Source organism: Nonomuraea sp. NPDC050680, from assembly GCF_040654555.1.
Taxonomy (GTDB): domain Bacteria; phylum Actinomycetota; class Actinomycetes; order Streptosporangiales; family Streptosporangiaceae; genus Nonomuraea.
In genome coordinates this window covers 35227-57663 of record NZ_JBFAIF010000039.1, presented here as the reverse complement: position 1 = coordinate 57663, position 22437 = coordinate 35227, and the positions used below count along the sequence as shown (strand labels likewise).

17 protein-coding genes and 1 pseudogene are annotated in these 22437 nt (G+C 69.3%); 8 read left to right on the top strand and 10 right to left on the bottom strand.

Translation table 11 applies throughout. The annotated features are described in order from the left end of the window. Positions 1 to 1145: pseudogene (locus AB0H88_RS51415) on the bottom strand (amino acid transporter); the annotation flags it as partial. Between the two features lie 296 nt (positions 1146 to 1441). Between AB0H88_RS51415 and AB0H88_RS51410 the strand changes: the two are divergent. Beyond that, positions 1442 to 5095 carry a glycosylhydrolase-like jelly roll fold domain-containing protein gene (locus AB0H88_RS51410; RefSeq protein ID WP_357657419.1) on the top strand — a complete coding sequence of 1218 codons (3654 nt, stop codon included), beginning with the start codon at positions 1442 to 1444 and terminating at the stop codon, positions 5093 to 5095. Between the two features lie 7 nt (positions 5096 to 5102). Here the strand turns inward: AB0H88_RS51410 and AB0H88_RS51405 are convergent, their stop codons facing one another. Continuing rightward, on the bottom strand, positions 5103 to 5984 hold the full coding sequence (locus tag AB0H88_RS51405) for an AraC family transcriptional regulator (RefSeq protein ID WP_357657423.1): 882 nt from the start codon (positions 5982 to 5984) through the stop codon (positions 5103 to 5105). A 150-nt stretch (positions 5985 to 6134) separates the two neighbouring features. Between AB0H88_RS51405 and AB0H88_RS51400 the strand changes: the two genes are divergently transcribed. Both AB0H88_RS51400 and AB0H88_RS51395 read left to right on the top strand, forming a co-directional pair. Then, the gene (locus tag AB0H88_RS51400; RefSeq protein WP_357657418.1) at positions 6135 to 7454 is read left to right on the top strand and encodes a hypothetical protein; all 1320 of its coding nucleotides are present in this window, start codon (positions 6135 to 6137) and stop codon (positions 7452 to 7454) included. 249 nt (positions 7455 to 7703) lie between these two features. Beyond that, positions 7704 to 8372, top strand: coding sequence for a helix-turn-helix domain-containing protein (locus tag AB0H88_RS51395; RefSeq protein ID WP_357657416.1), 669 nt, complete (start codon positions 7704 to 7706; stop codon positions 8370 to 8372). 78 nt (positions 8373 to 8450) lie between these two features. Here the strand turns inward: AB0H88_RS51395 and AB0H88_RS51390 are convergent, their stop codons facing one another. The 3 genes from AB0H88_RS51390 to AB0H88_RS51380 form a co-directional block, all read right to left on the bottom strand. Beyond that, a complete protein-coding gene (locus AB0H88_RS51390) occupies positions 8451 to 8873 on the bottom strand; it encodes a hypothetical protein (RefSeq protein ID WP_357657415.1) in 423 nt (140 codons plus the stop codon). Positions 8874 to 8961: 88 nt separating this feature from the next. Then, the gene (locus AB0H88_RS51385) at positions 8962 to 9567 is read right to left on the bottom strand and encodes a TetR/AcrR family transcriptional regulator (protein WP_357657413.1); all 606 of its coding nucleotides are present in this window, start codon (positions 9565 to 9567) and stop codon (positions 8962 to 8964) included. A 146-nt stretch (positions 9568 to 9713) separates the two neighbouring features. Continuing rightward, positions 9714 to 10496 carry a DeoR/GlpR family DNA-binding transcription regulator gene (locus AB0H88_RS51380; protein ID WP_357657411.1) on the bottom strand — a complete coding sequence of 261 codons (783 nt, stop codon included), beginning with the start codon at positions 10494 to 10496 and terminating at the stop codon, positions 9714 to 9716. 166 nt (positions 10497 to 10662) lie between these two features. Between AB0H88_RS51380 and AB0H88_RS51375 the strand changes: the two genes are divergently transcribed. From AB0H88_RS51375 to AB0H88_RS51365, 3 genes are all read left to right on the top strand, one after another. After that, positions 10663 to 11619: a patatin-like phospholipase family protein gene (locus tag AB0H88_RS51375; RefSeq protein WP_357657409.1), complete on the top strand. Its 957-nt coding sequence runs from the start codon at positions 10663 to 10665 to the stop codon at positions 11617 to 11619. Positions 11620 to 11743: 124 nt separating this feature from the next. After that, positions 11744 to 12871, top strand: coding sequence for a serine hydrolase domain-containing protein (locus AB0H88_RS51370; protein ID WP_357657407.1), 1128 nt, complete (start codon positions 11744 to 11746; stop codon positions 12869 to 12871). Between the two features lie 103 nt (positions 12872 to 12974). Continuing rightward, positions 12975 to 13745 (top strand): sulfite exporter TauE/SafE family protein, encoded by a 771-nt coding sequence (locus AB0H88_RS51365; protein ID WP_357657406.1) that lies wholly within the window; start codon positions 12975 to 12977, stop codon positions 13743 to 13745. Positions 13746 to 13767: 22 nt separating this feature from the next. Here AB0H88_RS51365 and AB0H88_RS51360 read toward each other — a convergent pair whose 3' ends face one another. The 3 genes from AB0H88_RS51360 to AB0H88_RS51350 all read right to left on the bottom strand — a co-directional run bounded on the left by AB0H88_RS51360 (position 13768) and on the right by AB0H88_RS51350 (position 16385). Further along, positions 13768 to 14274, bottom strand: a complete 507-nt coding sequence (locus AB0H88_RS51360; protein WP_357657404.1) for a hypothetical protein — start codon at positions 14272 to 14274, stop codon at positions 13768 to 13770. Between the two features lie 643 nt (positions 14275 to 14917). Then, on the bottom strand, positions 14918 to 15571 hold the full coding sequence (locus AB0H88_RS51355; protein ID WP_357657402.1) for a hemerythrin domain-containing protein: 654 nt from the start codon (positions 15569 to 15571) through the stop codon (positions 14918 to 14920). A gap of 220 nt (positions 15572 to 15791) precedes the next feature. Next, the gene (locus AB0H88_RS51350) at positions 15792 to 16385 is read right to left on the bottom strand and encodes a TetR/AcrR family transcriptional regulator (RefSeq protein ID WP_357657401.1); all 594 of its coding nucleotides are present in this window, start codon (positions 16383 to 16385) and stop codon (positions 15792 to 15794) included. 266 nt (positions 16386 to 16651) lie between these two features. Between AB0H88_RS51350 and rph the strand changes: the two genes are divergently transcribed. Beyond that, positions 16652 to 19285, top strand: a complete 2634-nt coding sequence (gene rph / locus AB0H88_RS51345; RefSeq protein WP_357657399.1) for a rifamycin-inactivating phosphotransferase — start codon at positions 16652 to 16654, stop codon at positions 19283 to 19285. 18 nt (positions 19286 to 19303) lie between these two features. Here rph and AB0H88_RS51340 read toward each other — a convergent pair whose 3' ends face one another. Then, positions 19304 to 20263 carry a YihY/virulence factor BrkB family protein gene (locus AB0H88_RS51340; RefSeq protein ID WP_357657398.1) on the bottom strand — a complete coding sequence of 320 codons (960 nt, stop codon included), beginning with the start codon at positions 20261 to 20263 and terminating at the stop codon, positions 19304 to 19306. A gap of 129 nt (positions 20264 to 20392) precedes the next feature. On the opposite strand from AB0H88_RS51340, the gene AB0H88_RS51335 reads away from it, so the two are divergent. Next, positions 20393 to 21022, top strand: a complete 630-nt coding sequence (locus AB0H88_RS51335) for a helix-turn-helix domain-containing protein (RefSeq protein ID WP_357657396.1) — start codon at positions 20393 to 20395, stop codon at positions 21020 to 21022. Positions 21023 to 21089: 67 nt separating this feature from the next. Here the strand turns inward: AB0H88_RS51335 and AB0H88_RS51330 are convergent, their stop codons facing one another. Beyond that, the gene (locus AB0H88_RS51330; protein ID WP_357657394.1) at positions 21090 to 22388 is read right to left on the bottom strand and encodes a M28 family peptidase; all 1299 of its coding nucleotides are present in this window, start codon (positions 22386 to 22388) and stop codon (positions 21090 to 21092) included. Between the last annotated feature and the right edge of the window lie 49 nt (positions 22389 to 22437).

The following is a 22437-nucleotide window of genomic DNA, read 5'->3' as shown; positions in this document are numbered from 1 at the left end:
GTGATGGCGAACGCGATGGCGGAGAAGACCAGCACGAGGGGCCGCACGGCGCCGGTCCACTCCGGCGCCATGCCGTACCGGGGCAGGTAACGCGGTACCAGGTTGATCAGGCCCGCCATCGCCGAGGCGCCGGCGAACCAGAGGATCGCGATCGTGCTGATGTCATAGACGGTGCCGAACCAGTTGCCCATATAGTCGTGGGCCAGGTAGGCCAGCGCGCGCCCGTTGGCCTTGCCGCCCGCCGCGAACTCCTCGTGCGGGATGAGCACGGTGGTCACGAAGCTGGAGAAGATCAGGAACACGCTCATGATCAATGCCGCGGTGGTGAGCATCCGCCTGGTGCCGGCGATCCGCTCCTCGATGCCGCCCTTGATCACCGGCATCACCGCCACGCCGGTCTCGAACCCGGACATGCCCAGCGCGAGCTTGGGCATCACCAGCAGCGACACCCCGATCATCGCCAGCGGGCTGCTGTAACTCACGCTCAGCGCGTTCTCCCAGTCCCACACCAGCCGTGGTGCCTGGAGTACGTGCACGATCCCGGTCGCCACCACCACCGCGTTCAGTCCCAGATAGACGAAGACGACCGGGACGGCGATGGCGATCGCCTCGGTGAACCCCATCAGGAACACCCCGCCGAGCAGGGCCAGCAGCACCAGCGTGACGATCACCCGCTGCCCGGCCAGGAAGTCCGGCATGAACGGGTTCTCCAGCAGGTGCGCGGTGGCGTCGGCGGCCGACAGCGTCATCGTGATCACGAAGTCGGTGGCCGCGAACCCGAGCAGGGCCAGCACGAAGAACTTGCCCCACCACTGCGGGGCGAGCTTCTCCAGCATCGCGATCGAGCCCTGCCCGAACGGGCTCTCGGCGGCCACCCGCCGATAGACCGGCAACGCGCCCAGCAACGTCAGGGCCACCAGGAACAGCGTGGCCAGCGGCGACAGCAGTCCGGCCGCCAGCGCGGCGATGCCGGGCTGGTAGCCGAGCGTGGAGAAGTAGTCGACACCCGTGAGGCACATCACCCGCCACCACGAGTGCTTCACGTGCGGGCCGTGCTCGATCTGCTTGCGGTCGGTCTGCAGCCCTTCGAGCAGCCACGACCGCAGCGTTCCCTCAGTAGCGACCGGCCGTTTCGCCAGCACCATCCCGGTCACCCTCCATCAACATCGCGCACTACGCACACTAGTGACGGCAGATCGGTGTTTCGCCTGGTGAGGGCGTCAAGAAAACGTATATATCGCGCCAGACCGACCATGAGGCCGGATGTGAAAACGGCTGCCCACGTAACACGGCCGCTCATAGCCAGGTTGAGCTGGGCTCCACTGGCCGAAGCGGGCACACTGGAGGCTATGCGGCAGGCTCTCTTGTAACACTGGACAACGTGAGAATCACATGCCAATGTTAGGCCGCTTCAGCAGCCGCGTACCCTTTTGGAGCTGCCATGACCCTGCCCGCCGCGCTCGCCGACATCCTGCGTGACCCGCCCCGGGCGTACTCCCCCGCGGCCATCTGGTGGTGGAGCGGCGAGCGGTTGAGACGCGACCGGCTGCGCTGGCAGTTGGAGCGGTTCGCCGAGGGCGGCGTGTGGAACCTCGTGATACTCAACCTGGCGCCGTCGGGACCGATGTTCGGCTCCGACGCCGACGACCCGCCATTCTTCTCCGAGGAGTGGTGGGCCCTGCTGGAGCAGGTGTGCGCCGACGCCGAGGAGCTGGGGATCTCCCTGTGGTTCTACGACCAGCTCGGCTTCTCGGGCGCCGACCTCCAGGCCCGGCTGGTCGACGAGGAGCCCCGCTTCGCCGGCCGCTGGCTGGCCCCCGACGGCTCGGTGACCACCCGCGGCTTCGACTACCTGTCGGCGGACGCGTGCGCGACGCTGATCGACCGGGTGCACGGCGAGTTCGAGCGCCGGCTGGGGCACCGGCTGGGCGGGGTCATCGCCGGCTCCTTCCAGGACGAGCTGCCGGCGGTACCGACCTGGTCCGCCACCTTCGCCGTGGAGTTCGAGAAGCGCCGCGGCTATGACCTCACCCCGCACCTGCCGCTGCTGTGGGCGGACGGCGCGGGGGCGGGCGAGGTCCGCCGCGACTACCAGCGCACCCGCGCCGAACTGGCGGAGGAGGCGTTCTTCCGGCCGCTCGCCGAGTGGCACACGCGCCACGGCCTGCTGAGCGGCTGCGACCAGCAGGACCCCGCCCGTGCCGGTCATCCGGTGGAGGGCGTCCAGCTGTACGCCGACTACGCGCGCACGCACCGCTGGTTCAGCGCGCCGGGCTCCGACCACCACGGTGACGCGCGGGTGCACTCCTCGCTGGCCCACCTGTACGAGCGGCCGCGCACCTGGATCGAGGCGTTCCACTCCAGCGGCTGGGGCGGCACGCTGGAGGAGACCTTCGACTGGCTGCTGCCCTGGCTGCGGGCCGGAGCCACCCTGTACAACCCGCACGCCGTCTATTACACGACCAAGGCGGGATGGTGGGAGTGGGCTCCGCCTTCCACGGACTGGCGCCAGCCGTACTGGCGGCACCACCGCGTCTTCGCCGACGCCGTCACCCGGCTGTGCGCGGCGCTCTCGCTGGGCCGGCACGCCTGTGACCTGGCAGTCCTCATGCCGACCGCGACCGTCCAGGCGGGCACGCGGCTCGACGGGGTGGGCGCGGAGGCCGCGCGGGCGCAGGAGGTCTACCGCGAGATCGTGGGCGAGATGGCCTGGTTCCGGATGCTTCCCGGCGTCCTGGACCGGCTCGGCCTGGACGCCGACGTGATCGACGACGACTCGGTCCAGCGGGCCACCATCAGACCCGGCCGGTCCTACGGCGCGCGGCTGGAGGTCGCGGACGAGTCCTATGCCGTGATCGTGCTGCCCGCGTGCACGACGCTCGATCCGGCCACGGAAGAGGCGCTCGTGGCGTTCGCCGATCGGGGTGGGCTGGTCGTCGCCGTCGGCGCCCGCCCGGAGGGGCCGCTGCGCTCGCGCGTCCGCTTCGCCGCGACGACGGCCGACCTCGGTCCGCTGCTGTCGCCGCTGCGCCGGGTCGAGGCGCCGGTCCCCCCGCTGGTACGAGAGTTCGACGGTGCCACCATCGTCTACCTCCAGGCCACCTTCCCCATGGCGAGCCATGTGTCGGTCGAACGACCGGGCGAGCGGGGCATCGACCAGGGCTGGGACTCGGCCACCATCGACTTCGACCCCGACCGGTACGCCGCCGAGATGCCGGTGCGAGTGCGCGGCGTCTCGGGGACCCCGCTGCTGGTGGACCCGTTCGGTGGCGGCGTGCGTGCGCTGCCGTACACCGTGGAGGGCGAGCACACCGAGGTCGTCGTGCCGTTCGACGCCGGTCCCGCCGCACTGCTCGTCTTCACGGGCGAGCGGGACGAGCAGGTGGTGACCACCGAACCGGCCGTGTCCCCCACGAGGGAGCTCGATCTCGGCACCGGCTGGGAGATGGAGCTCGTACCCACCCTGGACGACACCTGGGGCGACCTCGGCCACTCCGGGACGGTCCTGCACCGCTGGGAGGTCGAGCACCGGGTGGACGGCCTGAGGTGGCGGCCCGCGTACGCGACGTTCGGCTCGCACGGCAGCCTGCGGACCGACGGCGAGGAGTGGCGGCCCGCGGTGTACTCGACCTCGCGCGGCATCAGGAAGGACCCCATCCACCGCCTCGACCTCGGGCCCAAGGGGCACGTACCGGAGGAGTTCCTGGACTTCGGGCAGGTGGCCATGGGGCGCAGTGCCCGGTTCAGGGCCGAGCTGACCGTGCCGGAGCACGGGTTCCTCGCCGTCGGCGCCGCGGCCGTCAAGGCGGTGCGGATCGACGGCCATGACGTCGACCTGGACGACCGGGGCTACCTGGCGCTGGCCCGCCGGCCCCTGCCGCCCGGCAGCCACCTGCTGGAGGTCCGGCTGGTGCCCGAGGACGACGGATGGCTGCGCGCGCACGTCGCCGTCGTGACGGACCCCGAGCACTACGTACGTCCGGAATGGATCACCGGTCCGACGGGGCCGGTCGAGCTGACCGCCGCGTTCACGCCGAAGGGGACGGTGCTCCAGGTGGCCTCGATGACGGCCTGCCACGTGCTGGTCAACGGGGTGGAGATGGGCCGGCAGGGCGGCTTCGACCCGTACGCCGACCACCGAAGGCCCCGGGTCCGCCGCTACGACCTGGCCGGGGTGCTGCGGCCCGGCGCGAACGAGGTGACCGTCCGGGTCGGTGACGGCGCCGAGCCGGTCCTGGTCGACGGCTGCGTCACCTCCGGACCCGGTTGGTGGGCGGTGCACGACGGCGAGCGCGTCGCGGCCGAGATCCACCGGACGCAGTACCGCGACCCCGCCGCCCTGCACCTGCCGCGCCGCCCGCACCCCCTGCCCGGCACCTCCTGGCTGTCAGGGGACCGGAAGGAACCGGGCGCCCCCGGGTCACCGGCCGCGTCCTCAGCCGGACTGCCGGTCGTGTCCCCGGTCGTGCTGCCGGCTGTGCTGGCCGAGCCGGGCACGGCGGGGCGCGTCGAATGGCTGCGCTTCCAGGTCCCGCCGGGCGCCACCGCCCTCCGGGTACCCTTGCGCGGCGCGGCCGAGCTGCTGATCGACGGTCAGACGGTGGCGGAGGGCGTCGGCCGCCTGGAGGTGTCCCTCGACGGCCGGGCCGGGCCGCGCGAGGCTCTGCTCCGCGTCGTGACCGAGGCCGGGCACACCGGCGGCGCCATCCTCACCGGGCCGATCGAGATCGAGACCGGACCCGGCCCGATCGAGCTGGGCGACTGGGAGCGTTCGGGCCTGCCGGAGTACAGCGGCGGCGTCCGCTACCGCCGCACCGTCCATCTCGACGAGCGCCCGGACACCGCTCTCCTGGACCTCGGCCGGGTGCGCGGCACCGCAGAGGTGCGGGTCAACGGCCGGTCGTGCGGGGTCAGGGTGTGCTCGCCGTACCGGTTCGACGTCGGCGCGGCGCTGCGGGACGGTGCGAACACCGTCGAGGTCGAGGTGTACGGCACGCTCGCGCCGCATCTCGACGCGGTCAGCCCCACGCATTTCGTCTTCCCCGGGCAGCGGGTGAGCGGCCTGCACGGTCCGGCGCGCCTGCTGCTGGGCTGAGAGGAGTTCAGGTGCGGAACCGGTTACGGTAGGTGGTCGCGCTGAGTCCGAAGTACGCCTTGAAGCGGCGCGCGAAGTGGCTCTGGTCCGGCCAGCCCACCGCCCGGGCGATCGACGTCACCGGCTCGTCTGTGCGCAGCAGCATGTCGGCCGCGGTCTCGACGCGCAGCCGGCCCAGGTAGGCCATCGGCGGCAGCCCGGTGGCCGACTTGAACAGGCGCACCAGGTAGGCGGGGCTGAGCGCGACGGCCCCGGCCAGCTCGTTCAGCGTCCAGTCGTGGGCGAGGTCCCGTTCCACCATGTCCACCACGCGCATGACGGTCGGATGCGTCGCCGCGCCGTCGGCCGCCACCTCGTCGTGACCGGTGTCGACGGCGCGGGACAGGTGCCCGAGGAACAGCGAGAGCCAGCCGATGACGTCGGCCCGGTGCCGCTGGATGCTGCGGTCGCGCAGCCCGTCGAGCGCCTCCAGGTAGCCGAGGCACGTACGCAGATCGAGATCCGCCAAATGGGTGGTCAGCAGGCCACGGCGCTGTAACGAGTGCGGACCGGTCCAGAGCAGGTAGCCCAGCCGGGGGTCCTCGCGCGTCCAGGACAGCTCGTTGCGGAGCAGGTCGGTGCCGATGCAGCAGTTGTACAGGACGAGCCGCGCGCAGTCCTCGTACCCGTGCCAGACGCCTGGACGCAGCAGGACGACGTCCCCGCTCCGCAGGTCCTGCCGTCCCGACGAGGAAAGGTGGACGGCCGTTCCGGCGACCACGACGGCGATCTCCACGAAGCTGTGCGCGTGCACGGGCTCCTCGCCCTCGTGCGTGTAGCGGCGCGCGTAGGCGGGAGAGCCGTCGGCGATGAAGAGCAGACCTCGGGACAACTTCAGGGGGGTGGCCATCACAGCCGCCACCCTAGTCATCCGGATGACAGCAATTTCGTCCGATTCAGACGTGTTTAGTGCTATCTGCGAGCCCGGTCCGGCTTCCATGATTTTGGCTGTCCCCCTCTCGACATGTGGGGACATGCGCCGGTAAGAGAGGACACCCCCTTGTCCAGACTCGTGGCCATCCTTCTGCTACTCATCGTCCCCCTCGCTGTCGCCACCCCGGCGCACGCCGACCCCGTCGACGACTCCGCCTACGGAACCCCGCTCGTCGCCGTCTCCGGAGCCGGTGTCATCTGGCACCCGACGACCGGCCTGAGCACGCTCAAGGCGCAGCCGGGCCTCACCGAGGCCGACTTCGCCGAGGTCATGACCAGCGCCAACCACCCCATGCGCACCTGCGACAGCACCGAGGCCGCGGGGCTGCCGATCAAGCCGGCCGCCACGGTCAGCTGGTGCTGGGACAGTGGTGACGCGAGCACCGAGACATGGATCCCGCAGAGCCTCACCACCTCCGGCGACGCCGACGACGATGGCACTTGGGGGGCGTACAAGGCCATCCTCAGCGGCTGGAACTACTGCAACGCCGGCGAATGCGGCGCGAACCTCCGCAACAACGACGCCAGGGTCGCCTTCATCGACTACACCAACCCGTCGGCGCCGGAGTACCGCTGGGTCTACCTGGTCGCGCCGACGGACGGCACCACCAACGCGAACGCCACCAGCTACGCCAACAACAACTTCGGCCCCGCAAAAGCGCACATGGGCGGCATGGTCTGGTACGGCGACAAGCTGTACGTCAGCGCAACGGGCGCCAACTCCACCGGCATCAGGGTGTTCAGCATGTCGGAGATCCTGCGGGTGAACGACTCCAGCTCGGCGATCGGCAAGACGAGCAGCGGGTACGCCGCGTACGGCTACCAGTACGTCATGCCGGAGGTCGGCTTCTACAGCTACGCCAGCGGCACCTGCACCATGAGCAGCGACACGGGTGTGCCGTGCTTCGCCTCCATCTCCCTGGACCGCAGCACCACCCCCGACTCCCTGACCGCCGTGGAGTACTTCAACAACCCCGCCCTGCACGGCAGGGTCTACCGGTACAACCTCGGCGGCGCGAACTTCCTGCTCAGCGCCAATGCCAGCGGCTACACCCCGGCGGCCCAGGCGTACCGCACCCGGGTCGGCAACATGCAGGGGGTGCTGTCCTGGAACGGCACCTGGTACGTCGCGCACAGCTGGCCGGACGAGGCAGGCGAGCTGTGGGCCCTGACCACCTCCACCGGCAGATCTCACACCTGCGCGAACCCCTACAGCTCGGCGTATGAGTGCTGGGGATTCCACCCCGAGTCGCTCAGCTACGACTACGCCACGGGGCTGGTCTGGTCGCTCACCGAGTGGACCAAGAACCAGTGCGCCTCCGAAACCGCCACCCCGCTGAACTGCGGCCGGACCATCTTCGCCGTCCCCCGCACCGCACTCCCGTAGCTCGTAGCTCGTAGCTCGTCGCTCGTAGCTCGTAGCTCGTCGCTCGTCGCTCGTCGCTCGTCGCTCGTCGCTCGTCGCTGGGAGGAGGGTGAGCCCCGCGTGCCCTCCTCCCAGCCCACACCTATGGTGGCGACCAGGGACAGGCGGCTGAGATCTTGGGAGAGGCGAGCATACGCTCCAGAATTGTGGATCCTCGAGGGCAGGGCGCATCCGTTATTTCAGAGCGAGCGCTCTGCTAATGTGGCGGGCATGGCCCGTCCTCGCACCCATGATCTCGACCAGCTGTTGGATGTCGCCGAGCGGTTGGTGGCCGACGGCGGTCCGGAGCGGTTCACGGTGCGAGCGCTGGCGGCGGCCTCCGGGGTGTCGAACGGGGCGATCTACCACGCGTTCGGGTCGCTGCCGGTGCTGCTCGGACGGTTGTGGTTGAGGGCGGCGGGAGATTTTCTGGATCTGCAGGTCGAGCTCGTCGACGCGGTGCAAGGGGGCGACCGCGAGGCGGCGGTCGCGGCGGTGGTGGCGGCGGCGGGCGCGCCCGCGGTGTTCGCCGACCGCCGCCCCGCCGCGGCGCGGATGCTCACGACGGTGCGCCGCGACCAGCTGCTCGGCCCTCAGGTGCCCGATGAGCTGGCCGAGGAGATGTTCGCCCTGGACCAGCGGCTGGTGGCGCTGCTCGTCCGGCTGGCACGGGGGCTGTGGGACCGAGCCGACGGAGCCAGCGTCGAGGTGATGACGCTGTGCGTGGTCGACCTGCCGACGGCCGTGTTCCGCCGCGCGTTGACCGAGCCGTCGGCAGACGGCCGGCCCGTGATCGGATCCGACAGCCGAGAACGCCTGAAAGCCGCAGTCCGTGGCGCCCTCACCCTCCCACCGCCTCCCCCGCGGAACAGGCGACCCAAGCCTTCCGAAGAGGATTGACCACCACACCCGCCGTCCAGGCGTTGGGCCCGGCGCCGGTCGGGTCGAAGATCCGCACGTTGTGGATGACCGTGGGGCTCACGCGGCCACCGCCCGGCGCCTGCGCGCGGCGCCCAGGAGTAGCGCGGCGGGCACGACGCCGAGGACGAACGGCGAAGGCTCGAACACGGCGGCACCGACCAGCGCCCACAGGGCCACGCCGATCCCGAGGTAGGGCGGCGGCACCTGCCCACGCCGCCCGAACCCGACGACCAGTGCCCCGATCAGCCCAAGGGGCACAGCGAAGCTACCCCAGGTCAGCCAGAATGCGCCCATGCTCGGAGTCGGCCGAGCCAGATCGTCCACGTTCGGCGGGAAGAACCACAGCTCTCCCCCGAGCCAGCCCGGGATGTGATCCGCGCTCAGCAGCGACATGGCCAGCAGGTGCAGCCCGGCCAGGGACACCAGGATCCGACCGGCCCACACCACCCCTTTTACGGGAATGAAAGTATCGGAACTCATAGTTCCGAATCATGGGCCTGTTCTCATTCGGATGCAATGTTGGATCTGTCACATGACGAAGCCGGTGGTTCTCGGGCGCTGGTGCTGCCTAGCCCATCGACAAGCCGTCGCCGAAGCCGCCGTGCAGCATGTAAGCCAGCCCATGGGCCAGCGCGTCGGCGAATGCCGGCAGCCGCTCGCGTTCCTCGGAGAGAAGGAACAGCCAGGCGAAGATCGGGCCGAGCAGAAGCGCGTGCACCACTGCCGGATCGGGGAGCCGTGACAACTCGCCACGATCCACCGCCCGTTCCAGCACCTCCATGACGCAGTCGCGCTCGGCTTTGACGAACGTGCCCACGAACGTGGCGGCCATGGCAGCATCCGCGTGTACGTCGGCCAGCAAACCCGGCACCACTCCCGGCGGCGGCGTGGCCAGGCTGGTGACAATGTCGCGGACGACCGCGGCCAGGTCGGCGGCCAGCGAACCCGCGTCGGGTGGAGTCGCGAGGTCCAGGTCGTGCATGACCGCCGCGAAGATCATCTGCTCTTTCGTGGCATGGCGGCGATAGATCGCGGCCTTGCCGACTCCAGCCCTGGCCGCCACGGCGTCCACAGTGAGTCGCGCGTACCCCTGCTCGGCCAGTAGCTCCCTGGCCGCCGCGGCAATGGCCCCGTCCACCCGGCCATCCCTGGGGCGACCCACTGGTTGGCTCATGCGATGGAGCTTATACGGAACTGTCGGCTCCGTAATGTGACAGATCGCCGACGCGGCGATCAGGCTCCTCCCCGCGGAAGGCATGCGCGGTCTCACCCGATAGAGGGGCGCGGGTCGCAAGTCAGTGCACGTTCGTGGACAGGGCACTAACCGACCTGGGCGATGTCGACCCGGTGGTGTCGGTCGCGAAGCCGCTGTACGGCCTCGGGAGACGCGTTCGAGTCGACCACGATGACGTCGAAGGCGTCGAGAGGAGCGACCCTGTGCAAGGCCACCCGGTCGAGCTTCGTGTGGTCGACCGCCAGGACGCACCGGGTCCCCGCAGCCACCATGGCCCGCTTGACCAGCACGATCTCCTGCTCCTGATGGAAGGCGTGCCGATCGGAGATCGCCGAGGTGGAGACGACCACGGTGTCGGTGTTCATCGCCTCGACCGCGTCGACACAGGCCACCCCGAGGAAGGAGTCGTGCGTCGGGTAGTACTCGCCGCCGAGCGCCATGAGGCGGATGCCCGGCATGGGAGCGAGCAGCCTGATCGCCTCCAGGAAGTTCGTCACCACGGTCAGCGGGGCCACCTCGTCGAGATGGCGGGCGACGGCCAGCGCGGTCGTGGAGTCGTCGATCATGACCGAGCTGCCCGGCTCGATCAGCCCCACCACATGCCGGGCGATCGCCTCCTTCTCGGCCGTCTGGGCGGTCTTGCGGTAGGCGATGTTGCTCTCGAAGATGCTGGAGGCCTGGGCGCTCGCGCCACCGCGGTACTTGCGCACCATGCCCTGGCTCTCCAGCTGGTCCAGGTCACGGTGGACGGTCATCACGCTCACGCCGAACGTCTCGGCGAGCTCCGTCATCGAGGCCGACCCATGCCGCAGGACATGCTCGGCCATGGCCTGGCGCCTGGTGGCCCCACCGGCCGCGCGTGACTTCACCTACGGCACTCCCCATGCATCGGTGAGACCTTCACGAATCCTTCTAATCTCTCACACCACCGGCACCGCGAGGAGCGACAAGCCGACTTGACGTCAACCTTGGTTGAGGTCCGAGAGTAGTCCCGTACCGCCGCTCGGCGAACGCCATCCATGGGAGACAGAAATCATGAGCAGAACTTCGCGGGCACTGGTCCTCGGGCCCGGAGGCGTCCCCGGCACGGCCTGGATGGCCGGTCTGGCCGCGGGGCTGAGGCGCCGCGGAGTGGACCTCGCGGACGCCGACCTGATCGTCGGCACCTCAGCCGGGGCGATCGTCGGCGCCATGCTGGCGACCGGTCAGGACCTCGACCAGCTCGCCACCCGTACAGGTCCCGACCGCGACCCCGGACAGAAGCAGGACGGGCGCTCCACCTCCTCGCCGACAGACCCGCAGCCGGACCTGCAGCCGGACTCGCAGACCGACTCGCAGACCGACTCGTGGACGGACAAACAGACAGGCCCGCCGAGGCACCCGCGAACGGACCCGGCGCGGATGGCTGAGGTCTTCACCGTGCTCGGCGACCGCACTCTGGACCCGCAAGAGGCCCGGCGCCGGGTCGGCCGGATCGCTCTCGAGGCTCCCACCATGCTTGAGGAAGAGCGCATCGCCCTGATGGAGTCCCTGATCACCGCGCGCCGATGGCCCGACCGGCGACTGCTCATCACCGCCGTCGACGCCGAGACCGGCGAGCCGAAGGTCTGGGACCGCGACAGCGGCGCGCCGCTGGTAGCCGCGGTGGCGGCCAGCTCCGCCATGCCCGGGGCTTACCCGCCCATCACGATCAACGGCCACCGGTACATCGACGGCGCCCTGGCGGGCGGCGCGAACGTCGCCCTGGCCACCGGCGCCCGCGTTGTGCTGCTCGTCGAGCCGCTGGCGCACCTGTTCCCCCGCGAGCCGCTCGACGGGCTCGGCGCGGACACGACCGTGGCGGTCAGCCCCGATGCCTCCTCGCTGAAGGCTTTCGGCTCCGACATGTCAGACGTGGCGTCCTGGCAACCGGCCTTCCACGCCGGGGTCTCGCAAGCCGAACAGGAGGCCGAACGGCTGCGCGCCGCCTGGCCCGACACCGCATCTCGCTGACCATCTGCGGAAACGGTGAGGAAACAGCCGCCGGCCTAGAAAGTCCTCGAACGTCAGCACGCTGGGAGCGTCTTGGCCTTGCCGAACGCGCCCCGCGCGCTCCCGCAAGGAGAGGACCATTGTTGTGAATCGTGCGACCGCAGCAGCTCGTACTGCCGGTCTGGCCTGCGCGATGCTGACACTGAGCATCGCCCCGCCCGCCGCGGCTACCGACCGACCCCAGACCGGGAACGTACAGGAGGCGTTGAACGCCCTGTCGAAGACCACCGGAGTGGTCGGCGCGATCGGCGAGGTGTACGTCGACGGCAAGCGCGTCGGCCAGGGCTCGGCTGGCTCCCGCCTCCTCAACGGCAAGGGCGGACAGATCCCCGCCGACTCCCGCTACCGCGTCGGATCCCAGACCAAGCAGATGACGGCCACCGTGCTGCTGCAACTGGTCCAGGAAGGCAAGCTCGGCCTGGATGACAAGCTCAGCGCCGTCCTGCCGCAAGTGGCTCAGCAGGACCTGGTGGAGCGGGCCGATGAGATCACCGTACGACAGCTTATCCGCCATACTTCCGGCATCCCCGACTTCTTCACATCCGGGCTGTTCGACGACTTCGACTTCACGACCTACCACCCTCCGGCCGAGCTGGTGAAGGCCACCCGCGGCCTGCCCCGGACGGGGGCGCCTGGGGAGAAGTTCTCCTACTCCAGTACCAACTACGTGCTCCTCGGCATGATCATCGAGAGGGTGACCGGCCACCCTCTGTCCGCTGAATTCACCCGGCGCGTCTTCGCCCCTGTCGGGATGAACCGCACCTACCTGCCCACCAGACCGCCCGCGGCCATCAAGGGCCCGCACGGTCATGGCTACTACCCCGACCCCGAAGGCAAGCTGCACGACATGGACCGGCTCAACGCGAGTTACGGGTACGCGGCGGGCGGAGTGATCTCAACCGCACGTGACGTCAGCGCCTTCCAGCGCGCGTTCGTCCAGGGCAAGCTGCTGCCGGCGTCGTTACAGAAGGTGATCACCGACCCGCCGGAGGGCGCGCCGCCCCAGCCTTCTCCCGGCGGCCGCCTGTGCGGGGGCGAGCCCGCGCTGCAGGCGATCGGGGGCAGTGGGCCCGGCTTCATGGCCGCGACCTTCACCTCACCCGATGGCCGCCTGCAGCTGGCCGTGTCCGCCACGTTGAGCGTGAACAACATGGACTTCTCCCCAGCTGCCCTCGACCAGACGGCCAAAGCGGTCTTCTGTCCTGGGAAGTAGGCGCCTGCACCCTTCGGTGAGCGGCGAAGCATTCGCCGCGTAAGGTCGCCCGCATGGAAATCTTGTCCGGCAGTGGCAGCGCTGCGGCGCCGGGACGCGCGGCGTGACGCCGGGAGAGATGCTCGCGGTGTTCGTGGCCGGAGTCAGCGCCGGCGCCATCAACACCGTGGTCGGCTCCGGGACACTGATCACCTTTCCCGTTCTGCTGGCCACGGGCCTGCCGCCGGTCACCGCCACGGTCTCCAACGCGCTCGGCATGATCGCCGGCTCCATCAGCGGAGCCATCGGCTATCGGGCAGAACTCAGCGGTCAGAGCCGTCGCATCCTGAAACTCAGCGTGGGCGCCATGCTGGGCGGGCTCGCGGGCGCCACGCTCCTGCTGACGCTGCCCGCCTCGGCGTTCGAGAAGATCGTGCCGGCTCTGGTCGGCCTCGCCCTCGTGCTGGTCGCGTTCCAGCCCGTGATCAGCAGGTACGTACGAAGCCGCCACGAACCGGACGGCAACTCCGGCGGCCGAGACGGCGGTCCGCTGCTGTTCATCGGCCTTACGCTGGCCAGCGTCTACGGCGGCTACTTCGCCGCCGCCCAGGGCATCATCTACGTGTCCCTGATGGGCATGCTCCTGGACGAGAGCCTGCACCGCCTCAATGCCATCAAGACCGTTCTGGTCGCCGTCGTGAACGCCGTCGCCGTGCTCTTCTTCCTCTTCGTCGCGGACTTCGACTGGACGGCCGTCGTACTCATCGCGCTCGGGTCCGCTCTCGGCGGCCAGATCGGCGCCCGCGTAGGCCGCCGCTTCAGCCCCGCCGTCCTACGAACCCTGATCGTGGCGATCGGCACCGTCACCATCGCCCGCCTGCTGCTGTGGTCGTGATCGCTCACCGGTCCCACCGCAGTCAGTCATTCAGCGCCTGAGGCCGCTCCCACACGTCACGACCGCTGCGCCAAAGTTCGGAAGCATGGTGGGCGAGCCGGTCGAACAGGCCGTCATCCTGATGGCGCCGCAGGTGCAGCAGCGGCGAGTCGTGTCCCGCCAGCTTGGCCAGGTGCGGGGCGACGAGCATCTCGGAGTCGAACCGGAAGACGCTCATGGCGAGGTGCTCGTCGCCGAACCGAACCTCCACTCCCGCGACGTCCCGCAGTCGCTCGATCGCGGACAGAGTGATCCGTATGCGGGTCGAGACGCTCAGCGGGGCGTTCTCCGCCTCCTCACGGCGTCGGGTCACCTCGCTCTCCGGGTCTCCGACCACGAACCAGACCTTGCATCCCTGCTGGGCTTTCCGCTCAAGGAGCGTCACGAGGTTGGGGTGTTCGATCCACAGGAAGTAGTTGGTGTAGTCGGCGAACACGATCTCGTCGTCCGCGGAGTTGATCAGATTGCACCAGATCGACTTGGGACACACGGAGCGATACGGATAGACGGTCAGGACTTCACGATCGGGCCCAGTTTTAACGGTATTGCGAAGGGCATCTGGCCATAGCACGAATGTCTCAGCTCCTAGTGCCTCTCCGACGGACCGCTGGTGTCGAAGGCGTGGCATGTGAGTTTCGTCCTGCAACCAGCGTTGGCCACGGTGCACCTCGGGGGACTGAGGACGTCGGGGACGTTTTGACGGTAACGCCGGAAGGTCCTGGACGTCTCGATAACGCGATGTGCACGGCACGTGACGCGCGGAGAACTATGGCGGCGGTACGACCCGAGCTTCACGACATTGCGGACACCCGAGCGTCGCTCTCCGGCACGTTCATCGACGGCAGCCCTCCGACGAGAGCAGCAGTACCAGCGTGGACTGCGACAACTCCGAGCCGCTCACATGAACGGCGCTGCTGGATCGCCCCGGTGCGAACACGAGAATGACGGGACGTGGCGCGGTCGGCACAAGGACAGCGGCCGGGAGATCAGCGCGGAACGGTGGGAACTGCTCATCTGGCGGGCCCGCGAAACGGTCATGTTCATAGCGATCTCGAATATGAATGATCTTCTCAAGCGGGTCACCCCAGACACCGGCGAATCCACGTGAGTGACCTGCGCCCGTGACCAGCCGGTCAGCACTCCGCATCGTCGGCGAGCAGGAACGCGGGCAGGGAGCGATCCCAGCCTGGTACGTTCAGCTCGTTGAGCGCCGAGACGATGCGCTTTTCCTCGTAGACGAAGTGCGTCTCTATCAACGCGGCCAGGGTGTCAATCTCGCGTCTGACGTCGGCGGGGTTCGTCGCCTCGTCCAGCCCGGCGACAAGCGCCTCAAGCCGTCGCAGGGAGTCTTCGACCAGCCGGTGGTCGCGGCGCAACTCCTCCAGCACCGGGCGCAGTTGGGGAAACTGCTCGGCGACTTCGGGGAAGGCGATATCGTCCTCGCCGTTGTGGTGCCGGGTCAGCGCTGAGCAGAAGGTCAGGCAGTGGGCCCGAAGTTCGCGTAGTCGCGGGCCGCCCGCGAAATAGGCATCGATGTCTTCACGCAGCCCTGCCAGCTCCTCACGGAGCCAGAGGTGTACTTCGATCAACTGGTTACCGAACGCCGCCAGGCGCTCGTTGGATGTCACCAAAGGTCGTGTCCGTGGTTTCGGCGCCTCCATGCCCTCGGCGGCCTGCTTGCCGGGTACACCGCGACGCTGACGACGGATCTCATCACTCTTGTGTCCAACCGTCAAGTCGGGGGGAGGGATGACATCACAAGGTGGCGTCGTCGCGAGATTCATCATGAATGCTTACGCGAGGGGCTAGCACGTGGTCCGTGATGGGCACGTCCTTGCGGGCCCTGCGTTGTGCCGGGCCTCGCCCTGGAGCCTTTCCACCCCGGAGAGAAGGTCGAGCCCCCTTGAGGACAATGCACGGCTCGTTTTCTCCCACTGAACTACTGGACGAAGCCGAATCGGCCGATCGCCGGAGAGCGCGAAGCGCCCTCCAGGAGGCCCTTGCTTGTCAGGGGCGGTAGCCGACCTGCTGGAGTACGGCCGTGAGGTACGTCTTGACGTCGTCCGCGCTCGTCGAGTCCGGGTAGGCGCCGAGGTGGTGCAGTATCGCGCCCGTGAGCATCTGCTGGATGATGTTCAGGTTTCTGTCCGGCGGCAGCCGGCCGTTGTCGCGGGCCCGGCTCAGTGTCGTGAGCTCGGCCGAGGCACGGCCGCCGCCATAGGAGCTGCGGTACGTCTGGAGCAGCTCGGGATAGTCGTCGACGGCGCCGTAGATTCTGCGGAGCATGGAGCGATTGCGGGGCATGCTCAGATACATCGCCCAGTCGGTCAGCATCCGGTCGATGTCCGGCCAGTCGAGGACCTCCGACTCGGGCGCCTGGTGGACCGACTCGATGGCCTGGATCAGCAGTGAGGTCTTGTCGGGGAAGCGCCGGTAGACGGTGGCCCGGGTCACGCCGGCCCGCTGGGCGACCTGCTCGATGCTGGTCAGCACGGCGCCCCGTTCGATCAGCAGGTCCAGCGCGGCGGCGAGGATGGCCGCGTCCACCTCCTGACTGCGCGGCCGACCGGCCGGGCGCTGGGAGGGTGCGGTGCCGGTCATGTCGACCGCTCAGGGAGAGCCACCACACTCATCCCCTCGCGCCGACGAACGCACCAGCGGAGGTGCCGGCGAAGGTGCAGACGAAGGCGCCGGCGAAGGTGCGAGACACGACCGCATTCTAGCCGCGTGGCGCCGGACCGGCCCGAGCGGTGGGCCTGGGTGATCGAAAGGCATGGAGCCTCCTGCGATTCCATTTCAATACAGTACTGTACTGTATTGGTAGTGGCTCGAAGCCCTCCGTACGTGAGGGCAGATGGGATTCAGCGATGAGCGCCTACGTACTCGGCTTCCACGAGATCGACAAGACCCTGCTCCCCCAGGTCGGGGGAAAGGGCGCCAACCTCGGCGAACTGTCCGCCATAGACGGGGTTCGTGTGCCGGACGGCTTCTGCGTCACCACTGCGGCGTATCGGGCGGTCGTGGAGGGGGATCCCACGGTCAGCGCACTGATCGACGGGCTGACCGGCCTGCGCGCCGACGACCGCCCGGGCATCGCCGCCGCCTGCGCCCGCCTTCGTACGGCCATCGAGGCGTTGGCCGTGCCCGCGGAGATCGAGCGGGACATCGTCACCCACCTGGCGGGGCTCGGCGACGCCCCCTGTGCCGTACGGTCGAGCGCCACCGCCGAGGACCTGCCGTCGAGCTCCTTCGCCGGCCAGCAGGACACCTACCTGAACGTCCGCGGCCCCGAGTCGGTGGTCCACAGCGTCAGGCGGTGCTGGGCTTCGCTGTTCACCGACCGGGCGGTGGCCTACCGCGTCAGGAGCGGCTTCGACCACCGCGCGGTCCAGGTCTCGGTGGTCGTGCAGCGGATGGTCTTCCCCGACGCGGCGGGCATCATGTTCACCGCCGACCCCGTCACGTCCAACCGGACCGTGGTCTCGATCGATGCGGGCTTCGGCCTGGGTGAGGCGCTGGTCTCCGGCCTGGTCAACGCCGACACCTACCGGGTCAAGGCGGGACAGATCATCGACAAGGTGGTCTCCACCCAGACGATGGAGTTGCGCGCCTCGGCGGACGGTGGTACAGAGGAGCGGCCGGTGGCGGCCGCGCGGCAGAGCACGCAGACCCTGGCCGACGAGCAGATCCTTCAGCTGGAGACCCTCGGGCGGCGGATCGAGGCCCACTTCGGCCGGCCGCAGGACATCGAGTGGGGCCTGTCCGACGGCGTGTTCCACGTGCTGCAGAGCCGGCCCATCACCACGCTGTACCCGGTTCCGGCCTCGGACGACGGCAAGAACCACGTCTACATCTCGTACGGGCACCGCCAGATGATGACCGACGCGTTCAGCCCGCTCGGCCTGTCGTTCTTCCTCCTGCTGGACGAGTGGCTCGGCAGGCCGAAGATGGCGGTGGCCGGGAACCGGTTCTACAAGGACATGTCCAACGAGCTCTCGTCGACGTGGGCCAGGCCGCTCACGATCAAGAGCCTCGGCCAGGTCGACGTGCTGATGGCCAACGCCCTGCGCACCGTGCTGAGCAGGAAGGACTTCGTCAAGTCGCTGGCCCACGGGAAGTCGGGCCTGATGAACTTCGGCAAGGGCGGCCCCCTGCCGATGGCCCGCCAATACCTCAAGCTGTCCCGCGAGGACGACCCCCGCGTGGTCCCCGAGCTCATCGAGCAGAACGAGGCGTCGGTGGCCAGGCTCCGGGAGGCGATCGCCGGCAAGTCCGGTGACGAGGTGTTCGCGTTCATCATCGAGGACCATCGCGAGCTGACCGACCTCATGTTCGAGCCGCGGAGCGTGGCGGCGGCGTTTCTCGGCATCCAGTCGGTGAACTGGGTCAACAAGCACATGAACGCCTGGCTGGGCGTGAAGAACGCCGCCGACGCCGTCGGCCAGTCGGCCGACCACAACGTCGTGGCGGCGATGGGCCTCGACCTGCTGGACGTCTCCGACGTGGTACGGCGGTACCCGGCGGTCGTCGACTATCTGAGCGCACGCGCCGAGCGCGACACGTTCTTCACCGGGCTCTCCGGCCTCGACGGCGGCGACGTCGTCCGCCAGGCCATCGAGGAGTACCTGCACAAGTACGGCATGCACTGCCAGGGCGACATCGACCTCACCAGGACGCGATGGAGCGAGGACCCGACGCTGCTCATCCCGCTCATTCTCGGCAACATCAAGAACTTCCCGCCCGGCGAGCGCGAGCGCCGCGTCGAGCAGGGGCGCGCGGAGGCCGAACGTTCGATGAACGACCTCCTGGACCGCCTGAGAAGCAAGGTGGGCGGCCGGAAGGCGAAGAAGGCGGCGCGGCAGATGAGCCTGGTGCGCCATTTCATCGGGTACCGGGAGTACTCCAAGCACGCCTGCCTGCAGCGCTACGGCCTGTACAAGCAGGCGTTGATGGGCGAGGCCAGGAAGCTGGTGGCCCAGGGAGTGATCAAGGAGCCGGAGGACGTCTACTTCCTGTCGCTGGAGGAGTTCAGGCAGGTGGTCAACAGCGGGCGGCTGGACTACGCCATGATCACCGAGCGGCGGGAGGCGCACGAGGCGTACCAGAAGCTGACCCCGCCGCGAGTGATCACCTCGGAGGGCGAGGTGATCAACGGTGAGTACGACGCGGGCGACCGGCCCGAAGGGGCACTGGCGGGCATCCCGGTGTCGTCCGGCGTCGTGGAGGGCCGCGCGCGGGTCGTCCTGAGCATGGCGGACGCCGAGGTGGAGGAGGGCGACATCCTGGTCACGGTCTTCACCGATCCGAGCTGGTCGGCGCTGTTCGTCTCGGTGAAGGGCGTCGTCATGGAGGTCGGCGGCGTGATGACGCACGGCGCGGTGATCGCGCGGGAGTACGGCCTGCCGTCGGTCGTCGGCGTGGAGAGCGCCACCCGGCGCATCAAGGACGGCCAGCTCATCCGGGTGAACGGAAGCGAAGGCTACGTGGAGCTGCTGTCCTGATCGTCGCAAAAGCGAAGGCTACGTGGAGTCGCGGTCCTGATCGTCCGCGCGGTCGATCTTCGTGGTGTCGCGCGGCTCGACGTACGGCTCCCGGCCAGGGGACTGACCGGCCTCGATGGCGCGTTCGCGAGCGAGCTCGGCGTCGAACTCCACGCCGAGCAGCACGGCGATGTTGGTGATCCACAGCCAGACAAGGAAGACGACGACGCCGGCCAGCGCGGCGTAGGTCTTGCTGTAGGTGGCGAAGTTGGCCACGTAGAAGCCGAACACGGCGGACGCGACGATCCACACCGTGACGGCCAGCACGCTGCCGGGGGTGATCCACCGGAAGCCCGGGTGCACGACGTTGGGCGCCGCCCAGTACAGCAGGGCCAGCACGAACGTCACGACGAGCACCAGGATCGGCCACTTGGCGATGCCCCACACCGTCAGGGCGGTCTGGCCGATACCGAGGAGCCGGCCCGCCTGGTCGGCGAGGCCGCCGGTGAACACGACGGCGACCGCGCCGGCCGCCATCAGGACCACCAGCACGGTGGTGATGGCCAGGCGCAGCGGCAGTGTCTTCCAGACGGGCCGGCCTTCCTGCATCTCGTACATGACGTTCGAGGCCCGCATGAAGGCCCCCACATAGCCGGAGGCCGACCACAGGGCGATGGCGAGGCCGACGACGGTGGCCAGGCTCGCGGCGCGCGGGCTCTCCTGCAACGCCTGGAGCGCGGTGTCGATGATCTGCCGCGCGGGCCCCGGCGCCATCGCACCCAGGTTGTCCACCAGCGGCTGGGTGGCCGACTGGCCGAACACGCCGAGCAGCGAGACGACCGCCAGCAGCGCCGGGAAGATCGACAGGACCGAGTAGTAGGTGAGCGCCGCCGCCCAGTCGGTGACCTTGTCGTCCCTGAACTCCTTGACGGTCCGCTTGAGCACTCCCCACCAGGAGCGCCTGGACAACTCCGCCGGCCCTTCGACTACCTGCGTCACGATCTTCCCGCCCTCAGCTGGTCGTGGCCTGGCGGCTACCCCGTCCTTCCATCCCTACGCCTGCGACCGCTATACGCGCGCATAGTAGGCTTTCTCCACAGGCAGCGAGCTATACAAAAGGTGGCCAGCGTGACGATCGCACCGGACCCCGAAGACCTCACCGCCCGCGCCCGGATCCGCGACGCGGCGCTGTGGCACTTCGGCGAGCACGGGTTCGAGCGGGCCACGATCCGGGGCATCGCCGAGACCGCCGGTGTGTCCTCCGGGCTGGTACGCCACCACTTCGGCTCCAAAGAGGCGCTGCGCGACGCCTGCGACGACTATCTGGCCAAGTTGATCCGCCGGATCAACGACCAGGTCCGGAGCAGCCCCATGCCGAGTGACGTGAACTATGTGGCCGTCGCCCGGAACCTCCTGGGGCCCCACCAACCGTATGTGGGGCGGGCCCTGGCCGAGGGACGGGCCGAGGCCGTCTTCGACGAGCTCGTACGGCTGAGCGAGGAGTGGATCGAGGAGTACGACAAGAGCCGGCCCGATCCCCCTCAGGTGCCCCGCAAGGCCCGGGCGGCGGTGGGCACCGCGATGGCGCTGTCGGTCACCGTCCTGCGCCACCACATGTCCCGGGCCCTGGGCGTCGAGGTGCTGAGTCCGGAGGGGGACAAACTGCTCGCCAAGACCCTGATCGACATCTACTCCCACCCCATGCTCAGCCTGGAGGACGCCGCCAAAGCCCAGGCCGCCCTCGATCAGCGCGGCTGAGACTCAGCGCGGTTGAGCCTCAGCGCGGTTGAGGTTCAGCGCGGTTGAGACTCAGCGCGGTTGAGCCTCAGCCCTGCCGAGGCGACCACCCGGCGGTCCCGGCGACAATGCGCACGGCCGCGCGCGCCAGCGGCTCCAGCCCCGCCACGTCGATCTTGTCGAGGGTGTCGGCCGAGTCGAACAGGTACATCGGCGCCGACAGGAAGTGCACGAGCGGCACGCCCTCCGGATGGAAGAACGCCCCATCGGTGGGCGGCATCGGCGAGAACACGTCGGGCGGCAGCACGAAGGACCGCCGCAGCCCCTCCTTCGCCAGTGTCTCGGCGACCAGCTTCTCCAGCCGCGGTATCCGGCTGGTGAACCACCACCTGACCTCGGGGTCCGCGGTGGGCACGAGCTCGCCGTCCACGGCCTCGCAGCGCAGCGCCGCGTGCTCGAGATGCAGCTGGAGCACCACGTCGGCCAGCGCCGGGCGGTGGCGTTCGATGAACGCCCTGGTGCCCGCCGCGTGCGCCATGTGCCCGGACGTGAGGAGGAACGTCAGGTTGTGCGGCCGGGCCGAGACGGGCACCCGGGACCAGTGACGCGCGGCGGCCAGGACGAGCGCGATGCCGGAGGCGTCCTCGACGGCCGAGGCCCACGGCCCGTCGTGGTGGGAGCCGACGATGACCGTGTGCGGTGAGTCGCCGGGCAGCGTGGCGACCACGTTGTGCGTGGTCACCGTGTCGGTGACCGACTGGGCGACCAGCTCACCCGTGCAGGGCAGCCGGTCCAGCAGCCGCCGGGCATCGCTCGCGGACAGCCACAGAGCGGGAATCGGCCGCTCGATCGCGTCATAGGGCACGTAGTAGTCGCGCGTCTCCCACGGCAGCCCGGTCAGCGCCCCGATGAAGCCGGCCGCGCCCGCCGCCAGCGCGGGCTCGACGACCTCCATCATCCGCGGTCCGAACGGGAGCGTCTGGATGAGCGTGTCGAAGACGCCCTCCGGGTCGTAGGACGATGTGGCCAGCGTGCTGACGTACGACTGCGGCAGCTCGGTGAAGGCCAGCTCGTCCACCGCGATGTCGCCGGGCTCCGCGTCGGCGAGCGGCACGATCCTGGCGCGCAGGCCGTCCGTCGGCAGGGTGTGCGGGAGCGGGAACCCGGCCAGTTCCGTGCCGTCGTCGAGCCGCAGCACCCCGATGCCGGGCTGCCAGCGGGGCACCTCCACCGGCTCCAGCGAGACCTCCAGCCCGAACTCCGTCAGCCGTTCGGCCAGCCACCGCTCGGTCCACGCGTCCGCCGGATAGCCCGGCCGCCGGATGCCCCGGGACACTACGGTCTCGATCCAGCCGAGCATCTCGGCGGCGGAAGGCACGTGATCCATGGGGCTGATCCAACCATTGACAGCGGTCCTTTGTGAAGCGACAGTTTCG